A 10,909-nucleotide genomic window follows, 5' to 3' on the forward strand; every position below is an offset into this window, starting at 1 on the left:
CCCCCTCACCCCAAATGTTTCATCGTTCACTTTCTTTGCATCTCGATTGTCTTCAGTGCACCCGTGCGATAGCCGCCACCAGATTACTCCCTGGTGGGCCCTGATGTTCAAATCCTGCTGAGGCGAGAATCATGGGATCCCCTACAACGGAGGCCACCACCGCATTGGCCACTGCTTTAGCCATGATGCCCGCATAGCCTGCTAAAAAGTCGCTGTGGATGGTGTGCCGTCGGCCCCGCACTGACGTGACTGCATCGGCCCCACAATTGACGAACACCTGAGCAATGCGCTTCTGCTCCTCTGGTGTCAGCGGAAAGGTCTCTAGCCCAGCTCCTTTCAGAGCAGTGTGGATCCCGGACGTATCGAGCTGATCTTGCATGACCCCATGTCCGATGCGATAGGGACTAATGGAGTGAGACGAATTGCCGATCACAAGGACTCGACAAGCCGACTGCTCCCCGCCTGCCGATACTGAACCTCGGGTGGTGTAGAGGTTAAAATCGCGGTTGATGGCGGCATCACTGATGCGCTCGGCGGGGATTTCTCCCAAGGCCACCCCCACCCCCAAGGCACAGGCGGCCTTGGAAAAGGAGGAGGCTTGCCCAAGGTTAGTGCTGACCAAAGATTGTCCCCGCGCTTGAGCATCTGCCATCCGGGCGGGTGTCATGGCCGGACATTTGACTTCCACACAATGCACATCCTCCAAATCTGAAATACCCGCCTTCTGGATGGCCTCCTGTACGGCCATCGCGACTTTTTCCACCTGAGTGGTGCGGCCATAGTCCTCGGGCAACAGTTTGGGAGTATTGGCCACCCCAATGGCTAGCCTCTTCCCAGAAGGGGGATCCTGAGGAGGTAAGACAGTCCGCCTAGTAAAGATAGTGTAGTGGGGACTCATCAGACCGCCACAAAGACCGATCATCATCAACGGGATCCGCTCAAACACCTCTTCTGTAGAGATCCCTAGAGACTGTGCCAACACCAGCTGCATACACAGAGCGGCGTAACCCCGGGCATAGCCTGTGCCTTCCGTCTGGGCAATGATAGCTTGGATCTCCTCGGCTTTGAGTTGGCCTTCCTGAAGCAGTGCTTGGAGACCTGTTACATCATCAGGCGAGGACATCGGCAGGCGAAACACCTCGACATCGATCCAATCTGGCTCTCCGATCGGCACCATAAGCTTTCCACTCCGTTCAGGATGGGGATCTTCGACTTTATAGAATATATGATTTTTTGAGAATTTTTTGAGACCTGCTGCGAGTTCCCGACAATAGCCTTTGGGGGAAAGCCCCCCTTGACTGCTCACTAAGCCAAGGCCCGCAATCATTAGATGGGAGGACGATTATTCCACCCTTCTGGGAATTGGAGCCAGAGGATGGGACTCTTCGGCTTTCGCAAAATAGAAGTCAGCAAAAAAATTCAATCTTTGGCAAATCTTTGAGAAGTCGGAAGCATTTTTGCCGGGTGAGTTGTCTAGAATGCACTCATCTTCATTAAAGTAAGCAATGCTACGCCAGTTAGAACGAGTTTTGAAACTGGATATGCTTCTCCGCTCTGGGCAAAAGCAGACGGCCACTATGCTGGCTCAGGCTTTGGAGGTCAGCGAACGGACGGTGCGGGCGGATATTGATTTCTTGAAAGACCGCTTTCAAGCGCCGATTCAAACGAACCGGAAAGTAGGGTATCACTACACGGATCCGGACTGGCGGTTGCCGTCAATTCGGCTGACACAAGGGGAGCTGTTTGCCCTGACGCTGGGAGCCAGGATGCTGGAAGCCTATGCCGGTTCGGCCTATCGTTCTCAGCTTCAGTCGGCCATTGACCAGTTGGCGGAGCGGATCCCGGAGCAAGCTTGGGTGGATCTGCAACAGTTGGCCCAGGAGCGCATCCTGTTTCGGGTGGGAGCCGAGTTGGATCTGGATCCTCACATCTGGCAGGTGTTGGAGCAGGCGTGTCAGCAGCAGCGGCGGGTGTGGATACGCTATGCCACTCCGGGTAAGCCCATCTCTGAGCGGGAGCTGGATCCCTATGTGTTGCATTTCTCGCGCAGTAATCCCTATGTGACGGGCTGGTGTCACTTGAGGGGAGAGCCCCGCTGGTTTCGGATCGACCGGATCCGGGAGATCAAGCTGTTGGAGGAGCGATTTGAGGTGAATCCCAACTTTGACCGGGAGGCGCATTTGGAGTCGGCCTTTCAACATGAGGTGGGCGGGATCCCTCAGGAGGTGGTGATTGAGTTTAATCCGGCTACGGCTCCCTACATTCGGGAGCGGCGCTGGCATCCTACTCAACAGATTGAGGAACATCCCGATGGATCCCTGAGGTTACACCTGGTGGTGCGGGGGCTCAATGAGGTGAAGCGGTGGGTGTTGTTTTATGGCAAGGGGGCGAGGGTGCTGGGGCCACCGCAATTAGTAGCGATGGTGCGGGATGAGGTTGAAGGAATGCAGGCTCAGTATCAGCGGGAGGAAGGGCAATGAACCAGCCAAGATTTTGGGCGAAGACGGGCAAGGCAGAGTTTGAAAACGGTCAGCCCAAGTACCATCCGGTGATTTGTCACTTAGCGGATACCGCAGCAGTGGCAATGGAGATTGTGCGATCGCACCTCAGCCCCATTGCCCGCCAGCATCTTGCCGAAGGCTTAGGATTACCTGATGGCGAGTCTCTAGTGCGCTTCTGCGGGTTCATGGCGGGGAGCCATGACCTAGGCAAGGTCAGTCCTGCCTTTCAGTTTCAGGTCAGTGATGTGGGAAAAGCCTTGGTGGGGGCAGGTCTGTATGACGGATGGGCTTCCTTGCCCTCGGAACGTCGCAGATCCCAAAATGCCCCTCACGGATTGGTGACTGCGGCCACATTGCCCGATTTTCTGGTGACCCTTGGAGTTGGTCGAGAGTTGTCTAAGCGTCAAGCCAAGCGATTGGCACGGAAACTGGGCACTATCGTTGGTGGGCACCATGGGTTCTTCCCTGCTCAGCCAGAGATTGATGAGCTGGATAGCGCGATCGCAGGTACCGATGAGCGTAGCGTCTGGCGACAGCACAGCCTCAGAATCTTTCAGCAACTTCAGTCCTTTGTGCAACTCACTGCTGAGGATTTACCCAGTCAGTGTGACAACGCCGCCGCCATGATTTTGGCAGGGTTAACGACGGTATCTGACTGGATAGCCTCCAATTCTGATAGTTTTCCCTACGCCAACGATGAACCGTTTGAGACTTATCAGACAGGGCTGGCTGACAAAGCAAAGCACGCTCTCAAGACCCAGGGCTGGCAACGCCCCACCACCGGGCATCCGCTCCCCTTCTCCAAACTTTTTGATTTCATTACCAAGCTTCGGCCTCTGCAATCTGCGGCAGTACAGCTCACTGAGAGCCTAATACCTCCCTGTCTGGTAATGGTGGAAGCCTCGATGGGGGAGGGCAAAACCGAAGCGGCGCTCTACCTGGCGGATCATCTACAACACCAAACGGGTGCGGGGGGCTTCTATATCGGCTTACCGACTCAAGCAACTAGCAACGCCATGTTTGAGCGAGTCAGAGCGTTTCTGCAAAAACGTTATGCCGATGAGGTGGTGAATCTCACCCTCAGCCACGGAGCCGCTGCTCTGAAAGGGGACTATCAAGAAACCGTCTGTCGACTGGATCAGGTTTACGACGAGGAGGGGCGAGGGGTTTTTGCCAGTGAATGGCATACGGCTCGCAAGCGCACGCTGTTGAGTCCCTATGGGGTGGGGACATTGGATCAAGGTTTGATGGGGGTGGTGCGATCGCGCCATCAATTTGTCCGGCTCTTTGGCTTAGCAGGGCGCACGATCATCCTGGATGAGATTCACGCCTACGACTTGTACACCAGCACGCTCCTAGAGCGGTTTCTAGAATGGGCCGCGGTGCTAGGTTCTCCGGTGATTGCCCTCTCGGCCACGTTGCCCGCCAGTACCCGCCAGCGCTTATTGACCGCCTACGCGACTGGGTGTAACCAACCCGTTCCGCCTTTACCAGAGGCTCCCTACCCTCGCATGACGGCCTTTGCCAATGGGACAGCCGTAGCCCGATCCTTTTCTGCCTCGGATCATGTGTGTCGGCAGTTGGGCATTCACTGGATTCAAGATGATAACTGGCCTGTAGCTCTCTCTCAGGTGCTCAAGGACTCCGGCGGCTGTGTAGCCGTCATTTGCTCTACGGTGAACCGCGCCCAGGCAGTGTACCAACGGTTGCAAGCGTTCTTTTCCTCGGAAGAACTTGGACTCTTCCATGGTCGCTTTCTATTCAAAGACCGGGAGAGGATTGAGGCCGATTGTTTGCGGCTATTTGGCAAAGGGGATGAGCATCGGCCCCAACGCTTTGTGCTGGTGGCTACCCAGGTCATCGAGCAAAGCCTGGATGTGGACTTTGATCTAATGATTAGCGATTTGGCTCCCATTGATCTGTTGCTTCAACGCTCTGGGCGGCTGCATCGCCACGTTCGGGATAAGCGGCCTCCAGGGTTGGAGTCTCCTCATTTGTGGATTGTGGATCCCTCTTTCAATGACCAGGGCAAGGCTGACTTTCAAGAGAGTGGCTGTATCTACGACCGTCATATTTTGCTCAGAAGCTGGCTTACTCTGCGGCAGCGTCCCCAGGTGCAACTGCCTGAAGAGATGGATGCGTTGATCGAGTCGGTGTATGACCTGGATATGCCTATCCCTGAAGATTTAGAGCCGGTTCATGCCGAGGATTGGGCAAACTCCCTGGAGAAGTACAAGACCGAAGAGGCTGAAGCAAAACAAGCCCAAGCCAATCGGGTGAAGATCCCACCGCCCCATGGAGATATCCAGCCAGACCAGTTCACCTATCTGAAAAAGGAGGACGACGAAAGCGCAATTGCCGCCGCTACCCGGCTGGGGGATCCCTCTGTGGCTACCATCTTTTTGCAGCGCACTGCGGCTGGATTGGTGTTTCCAGGATCCCAAGAACAGGTCAACCTTAATGCCCGTCCCGATCTGGCTTTGATCCGCAAACTGCTGGCCCACAGCACTCGCATCTCCAAACGAGAGGTCGTCCAAAGCTTGTCGGCCCAAGAGAACCCGAACAATTGGACATCGGCATTGCTACGGAATTGCCGTTGTGTGGAGGTTGATGACCAGGGCATGGCAAGGGTGGGGGATTGGCGGCTGACGCTGGATCCCTTGTTGGGGGTTGTGATCGAGAAAGACGTGAACGATTGAAGGAGACGATTGACAGATGTCATTTAATTTGCTGAACCAGCCCTGGATCCCAGTGATTACCCAGGACTTCCAAATCCAGGAGGTATCCCTGACTCAGCTCTTCCAAACCTGGGAAACCCTGCGGGAGCTCCAGGCGGATAATCCACCGACTACATTGGCTCTCTACCGCTTTCTACTGGCAATTCTCCATCGGGCCTATCAAGGGCCACGCAATGCTGACCACTGGGAAGAAATCTTTGAGGACAACGGACAGAAAGCGATCACATATCTGGGACTCCAACGGGATCGCTTCGACTTGCTCCATCCTGAGCACCCTTTTATGCAGGATCCCGACTTGCCTCTGGAGAAAGCAGTTCCTATCTATGCCATCCATACCATGAGCACTTCTGAGGTGTTCTCCCATGAACACGAGTGGAGTGGCTACAGCCTTTCGCTGGCCCAAGCGGCTCGTTTACTAGTGCGACTCCAAGGCGTGGATATCACTAGCCTGAGAGCGTTCTATGTTGGGCAAACCAGCGGCAATCGTTCAGCCGTCAATACTCCCACTATCAATGTTGCCAATGTGCTGGTGCGGGGCAGCACTTTGAAGCAGACCCTTCTGCTGAACTTGATGTGCTATGACCCAGCTTCTGAGGTGCCCAGTGTGGTTTCAGGAGAGGATTTACCTGCCTGGGAAACAAGCTATGGTGGCAAACCGAAGAAGACAATACCAGAAGGCTATATCAGCTACCTCACCTTTCCCTGGCGGCGGTTGCGACTCTTTCCAGAGGGTGATCAGGTGAGCCAGTTGGCAATTACGATGGGTCACTCCCTGCCGGATAAAGTATCTCCCCAACAGTGGGAATGTGGAGTCGCCTACCGGGACGATAAGCCCGTGCGCCTGTCCCTGAGTAAACAGCTTTGGCGCGATGCTGATAGCTTTCTGTTGACGGCAGAAAAGCAACATCGGCCCCGCATTGTCGATTGGCTGGCTGACCTGAAATCTGAAGACCTAGTTGATGATGTCGTAACTTTCCAAGTCTCTGGCCTCAGCGCTGATAAGGCTAAGCCCCTGGGCTGGAGTTGGGAGCATTTTTCGGCCCCGATTCAGTATGTGACTGATGGGGACTTGGCTCAAACATTGAAGATTGCGATCACAATCGCCGAAGACCACCAACAAATCTTCCGCTCCTCTCGAGGTAGCCCCTACTTTGCCCTGGCAGAGGCTCTCAAGAACGGGGATCCTGGTAGTCTTGCCAATGCCTTGGATGGGGAATCCCGCTACTGGGCCAGGTTAGATCGTGCTTTTCCTGAGCTGCTTAACGCCCTGCCCCAGGATAAGCAGACGGGAGCTGATGGCATCATCCGTTATGGGTTTAAGGAACTTCCCGCCTGGACTCAAACCGTCCAAACCGCCGCTCGGGGAGCCTTTACCGAGTCGATTGAGTCCATTCGCAACTACAAGGCTAGAGCCGTTGCTCTCCGCACCCTGGAGTGGAAACTTGCAGATTTGCGAGCCAGCCCAGAGGAGAAGGAGGCCAAAAAAGCAAAAGCTGCCGCCAAGAAAAACACCAAGAAAAAACAAGCCGTTGCCCAATAGGAGCTTGGTTCATGACCACAACCCAGACCCCACCTCGACTAGAGCGAGAAACAAAATTCCTACAGGCGATTCGCGATCGCATCAAAAATGATACTGGTGCCAGAGCAACCTTCAAACGGGCACTCTCCGGTGAACACCACCATCTTCGTAAAGTTTATCCCTTTACACTGCCCTATTTGGCAGGCATCCACGAGTGGCAACAGGATATTTGGATCTTTGTGGCGTGTTTATCTACCTACCACGCTCAAGAAAAAGAGCCTACCCCCCGCAGTTTTGCCCAAAGTTGCTTGGATTTACACAACAGCAGTGCATCCAAGGGAGTAGAGCGACGATTTCGATCCCTGCTGGATACAGATTTGGTCGATATTCAATCGCCAATCACAGCGTTGGTACGGTTGATCAAAAGTAAAAAGGACAAGAAAATCCCCGTCTACTATCCCCAACTCATTGCCGATCTCTGTTTCTGGGATCATCCCGATCAATTTATCCAAGACCAGTGGGCTAAGACATTTTGGGGGGCAACACCGCTTAACGAGGTTAAACCATGAAACTGTTGAGATTTACCAGCCATGCCTGAAAGGATATGAACAGGGCAAGAGCAATGAAGATGAGTCTGGCTTTATTCACCTAACCCAATTTGAGGAAATTACCATGCAACTCGAACTCCATTTGATCCAAAGCTTCCCCCCCGCCAATTTGAACCGGGATGAAAATGGTATGCCTAAATCCACCGTTTTTGGTGGTCGTCCGCGTGCCCGCATCTCTAGCCAGTGTCAAAAGCGGGCGGTGAGAAAGTTTTATCAAGACTATGCTGACCTCGACCCTGCCCAATTTGCCGATCGGTCTCGCAACTGGATCCCACAGTTGAAATCTAACCTAGTTAAGGCAGGGATCCCTGCTGAACAGGCTGAGATCGCTGCTCGACTCGCTTTGCAGGAAGGACTCAAGCTCGAGTTCAACGATAAACAAGAAGCCAAAACGATTGTGTTTTTGGGAAGAACAGAACTTGATGCAATGGCCAACATCTTGACCAAAAACTGGACCGCTATCGAACCTGGCCTATCCGGGGATAAGCCAGAGTTTCCCACGGAGATTGCAAAGACTATCCAAAAGGCTTTAATCGAAACGGGTAAACCCGGTGATGTCGCCCTCTTTGGCCGCATGATGGCTTCATTGCCCACGGTGAATGTGGATGCTGCTGTGCAAATGGCCCATGCCATTAGCGTCAACACCTTGCAACAGGAGTTCGATTTCTTTACGGCTGTGGATGATCTGGGCAGCAGTGAAGATACCGGAGCTGACCATATGGGAGAAACTGGCTACAACAGCTCCACCTATTACCGCTTCGCTACCCTCGATACTGAGCAATTGGCTCGCAATTTGGGCGGAACCGAGCATCTGGGATCCATTGTGAAAGCCTTTGCCGAGGCGTTTATTCATGCCATTCCATCTGGGCATCAAAATGGCTTTGCGGCTCACACACGACCGGCAGCAGTCATGGCGGTGGTGCGGCAAGGACAGCCCATCTCTTTAGTGGATGCTTTTGAAGAGCCGGTTGCACCTAAGGGAGGCAAAAGCTTGCTTGAAAATGCAGTTAAGGCGCTTGATGTTCACTGGACTGACCTGACCAAAATGTATGGTGAAATGGGTGTGAAATATAAGGGCATCGTCACCCGTACAACGCTGGCAAAACAGCTTGAAAGCCTTGCCCCTGTGCTAAAGGAATCGGTAGATGCGCTGCTAAAAGAAGCTCTGGAAGCAGCTCTCATCAATGGAGGGAAATAAAATGCCAACTCTCTTGATGCGGCTGCGGGCACCGATGATGAGCTGGGGTGACCACAGTCAGTTTGGGCACCGGGATAGCCGCCGCGAACCCACTAAATCTGCGGTGATAGGGATCCTCTGTGCTGCTCTCGGTCGGCCCCGCTGGGATCCTGTGGCTGACTTGGCTGCCCTCAAGATGGGGGTGCGGGTCAACAAAGAAGGGATCCTGCAACGGGACTACCACACCATCCAAGACAACATCCGGGACAAGAATAAAGCCAGTACTACCTTAAGCGAACGCTATTACGTAGCGGATGCAGATTATCTGGTGGGCCTAGAGGGTGAGCTAGGCTTGTTACAGCAGTTGGATCAAGCTCTAGAACAACCCCGCTGGCAGCTATTCTTAGGCCGAAAAAGTTTCATTCCCAGTCATCCCATTCGGGTGGGAGTGGTTGATTTACCTTTACTAGATGCCTTGTGCCACCGAGCCTATGAGCATCGCGGACGTAAAGATCCTCCCTCTCAGCTCCGTTTTGTGATGGAAGTGCAGGATGGCACCGATATTCGTCAGGATGTGCCGTTGGATTGGCAGAATCGCCGCTTTGGTCGTCGTGCGGTGACAACTCAATACTTTAATGTGCCGGAGGTGATATGTACCTTTCCCAGCTAATTCTCAATGAGCGACTGCCGCAGGTTTATCGAGATTTAAGTAATGCTCATGCTTTCCACCAACGAATTATGAATGGGTTTCCAGATCAGCCCACAGAAACTCCTCGCTCAGACTGGCATATTCTCTATCGTCAGGAGCCTGATAGCTACAAAGTTTTGGTGCAATCTGCCATTGAGCCAGATTGGTCTTGTCTGCCCGACAGATATCTTGAGTGCAATGTAAAGGTTAAGCGGTTTGACTTGAACCCTGCTAGATGGAGAGAAGGACAGTTATTTCAGTTTCGGCTGAGGGCAAATCCCAGCAAAAGAGATAAGCAAACCCATAAAATAGTGGGTTTCTATCGGCGCGAGGATCAATTGGCTTGGCTAGCTCGCAAGGGGAAGAACTATGGCTTTTCTTTGATGTCAGTGGATGCGATCCCATCGGCCAATGTGTTTGCAAAGAAAAAAAATGATCAAGCTCCCATTCGGATCCATACTGTTTTGTTTGAAGGGGTCTTGCAAGTGGTGGAACCAACGGCTCTTGTTAAGGCGGTGCAACAGGGAATTGGGCGGGGACGGTCGTATGGCTGTGGGTTATTGTCCCTAGCACGGATGTAGAGAACTCGGCCAACCTTAGTCTGGAGATTGACCATGTCTTCATTACGCAGTATCCCGAAGATTCGGGACAGTATTAGCTATGTCTATGTGGAGCGATGCCGCATTGAACAGGATGCCAAAGCAATTGCGGTTTTGCAGGAGCAGGGGCGCTATGTGATTCCTTGTGCCAGTTTGACGACATTAATGCTTGGCCCTGGCAGTGTGATCACCCATGCCGCGATCAAGAATCTGGCGGATAGTTCTTGTTCGGTACAGTGGGTTGGTGAAGATGGACTACGGTTTTATGCCAAGGGATCCCATCCCTCCAGCAGTGTGGAACGACTTTATCACCAGGCGAAATTGTGGGCGGATCCGGTTCAACATTTGGCTGTGGTGCGGCGGATGTATCTGTTTCGGTTTGCCGAGCCTCTGGAGGAGGGCTTGACGCTTCAACAGATCCGGGGGCTGGAGGGGGTGCGGGTACGCACGACCTATAGCCGTCTACGCAAAGAGACCGGTGTGGAGTGGAAAGGGCGAGATTATAAGCTAAGTAAATGGGAGGATTCTGATCCCATCAATCGGGCTTTGTCTGCGGCTAATGCGTGTCTGTATTCAGTCTGTCAGGCTGCGTTGCATGCGGTGGGCTATTCAACGGCTTTAGGATTTATTCATACAGGCAAACCGTTATCCTTTGTCTACGATGTTGCAGATCTCTACAAGACAGAGACAACAATTCCAGCAGCTTTTGAGGCAGCATCTGAATCGCCAATGAATGTTGAGTCGAGAACTCGGCAGTTGTGCCGAGAAAAATTTATCGAACAGCAATTGATGCAAAGGATTGTGGAGGATGTGGATACTATCTTGGGCCTAAAGAATATCAAAGAAGAGGCAGATCCAGTAGGTCGCTTGTGGGATGACAAACGAGGCTCTGTTGATGGGGGCCAAAGCTATGGCGAGGATATGCAGGAAGGGGGATCCGGTTGATGGTGGTCGGCTCTCCTGACATTTTGGTGTCGATAGTATAATGAGATACTGAGTTCCATGACGAACATTGGTTCCTCTTGATAAGTTATTGGGTCTTGCTGGAGTCAAAATCCAAGAGTTTGTAGAGTTAGAAC

Annotated in this window: 9 protein-coding genes; 8 read left to right on the forward strand and 1 reads right to left on the reverse strand. The window is 53.0% G+C overall.

Annotation, left to right across the window (positions count from 1 at the left end):
- Positions 1-52 precede the first annotated feature (52 nt).
- On the reverse strand, positions 53-1,177 hold the full coding sequence (locus tag JX360_RS10420) for a ring-opening amidohydrolase (RefSeq protein ID WP_244350599.1): 1,125 nt from the start codon (positions 1,175-1,177) through the stop codon (positions 53-55).
- Positions 1,178-1,505: 328 nt separating this feature from the next.
- Between JX360_RS10420 and JX360_RS10425 the strand changes: the two genes are divergently transcribed.
- The 8 genes from JX360_RS10425 to cas1e all read left to right on the forward strand — a co-directional run bounded on the left by JX360_RS10425 (position 1,506) and on the right by cas1e (position 10,775).
- Positions 1,506-2,480 (forward strand): helix-turn-helix transcriptional regulator, encoded by a 975-nt coding sequence (locus tag JX360_RS10425; protein WP_425244388.1) that lies wholly within the window; start codon positions 1,506-1,508, stop codon positions 2,478-2,480.
- Positions 2,477-5,200: a CRISPR-associated helicase Cas3' gene (gene cas3, locus JX360_RS10430; RefSeq protein WP_244350601.1), complete on the forward strand. Its 2,724-nt coding sequence runs from the start codon at positions 2,477-2,479 to the stop codon at positions 5,198-5,200. Before JX360_RS10425 ends, cas3 begins: the two co-directional genes overlap by 4 nt.
- Positions 5,201-5,216: 16 nt before the next feature.
- Positions 5,217-6,779 carry a type I-E CRISPR-associated protein Cse1/CasA gene (casA, locus tag JX360_RS10435; protein WP_244350602.1) on the forward strand — a complete coding sequence of 521 codons (1,563 nt, stop codon included), beginning with the start codon at positions 5,217-5,219 and terminating at the stop codon, positions 6,777-6,779.
- Between the two features lie 11 nt (positions 6,780-6,790).
- Positions 6,791-7,327, forward strand: coding sequence for a type I-E CRISPR-associated protein Cse2/CasB (casB, locus tag JX360_RS10440; RefSeq protein ID WP_244350603.1), 537 nt, complete (start codon positions 6,791-6,793; stop codon positions 7,325-7,327).
- Between the two features lie 103 nt (positions 7,328-7,430).
- Positions 7,431-8,564 carry a type I-E CRISPR-associated protein Cas7/Cse4/CasC gene (cas7e, locus tag JX360_RS10445; RefSeq protein ID WP_244350604.1) on the forward strand — a complete coding sequence of 378 codons (1,134 nt, stop codon included), beginning with the start codon at positions 7,431-7,433 and terminating at the stop codon, positions 8,562-8,564.
- A 1-nt stretch (position 8,565) separates the two neighbouring features.
- Positions 8,566-9,213 (forward strand): type I-E CRISPR-associated protein Cas5/CasD, encoded by a 648-nt coding sequence (gene cas5e / locus JX360_RS10450; RefSeq protein ID WP_244350605.1) that lies wholly within the window; start codon positions 8,566-8,568, stop codon positions 9,211-9,213.
- On the forward strand, positions 9,195-9,812 hold the full coding sequence (gene cas6e, locus JX360_RS10455; protein WP_244350606.1) for a type I-E CRISPR-associated protein Cas6/Cse3/CasE: 618 nt from the start codon (positions 9,195-9,197) through the stop codon (positions 9,810-9,812). Before cas5e ends, cas6e begins: the two co-directional genes overlap by 19 nt.
- A gap of 33 nt (positions 9,813-9,845) precedes the next feature.
- Entirely contained in the window at positions 9,846-10,775 is a 930-nt protein-coding gene (gene cas1e / locus JX360_RS10460) for a type I-E CRISPR-associated endonuclease Cas1e (protein ID WP_244350607.1), read from the forward strand.
- The last annotated feature ends 134 nt before the right edge of the window (positions 10,776-10,909 follow it).

This window comes from Thermostichus vulcanus str. 'Rupite', assembly GCF_022848905.1.
In the GTDB taxonomy this organism is placed as follows: Bacteria; Cyanobacteriota; Cyanobacteriia; order Thermostichales; family Thermostichaceae; genus Thermostichus; species Thermostichus vulcanus_A.

What these genes read in the sequence shown, in the direction of transcription:
- cas5e (WP_244350605.1), top strand. Translation starts at nt 8,566, where the DNA reads ATGCCAACTCTCTTGATGCGGCTGCGGGCACCGATGATGAGCTGGGGT.
- cas1e (WP_244350607.1), top strand. Translation starts at nt 9,846, where the DNA reads ATGTCTTCATTACGCAGTATCCCGAAGATTCGGGACAGTATTAGCTAT.
- cas6e (WP_244350606.1), top strand. Translation starts at nt 9,195, where the DNA reads ATGTACCTTTCCCAGCTAATTCTCAATGAGCGACTGCCGCAGGTTTAT.
- cas7e (WP_244350604.1), top strand. Translation starts at nt 7,431, where the DNA reads ATGCAACTCGAACTCCATTTGATCCAAAGCTTCCCCCCCGCCAATTTG.
- JX360_RS10425 (WP_425244388.1), top strand. Translation starts at nt 1,506, where the DNA reads ATGCTACGCCAGTTAGAACGAGTTTTGAAACTGGATATGCTTCTCCGC.
- cas3 (WP_244350601.1), top strand. Translation starts at nt 2,477, where the DNA reads ATGAACCAGCCAAGATTTTGGGCGAAGACGGGCAAGGCAGAGTTTGAA.
- casB (WP_244350603.1), top strand. Translation starts at nt 6,791, where the DNA reads ATGACCACAACCCAGACCCCACCTCGACTAGAGCGAGAAACAAAATTC.
- casA (WP_244350602.1), top strand. Translation starts at nt 5,217, where the DNA reads ATGTCATTTAATTTGCTGAACCAGCCCTGGATCCCAGTGATTACCCAG.
- JX360_RS10420 (WP_244350599.1), bottom strand. Translation starts at nt 1,177, where the DNA reads ATGGTGCCGATCGGAGAGCCAGATTGGATCGATGTCGAGGTGTTTCGC.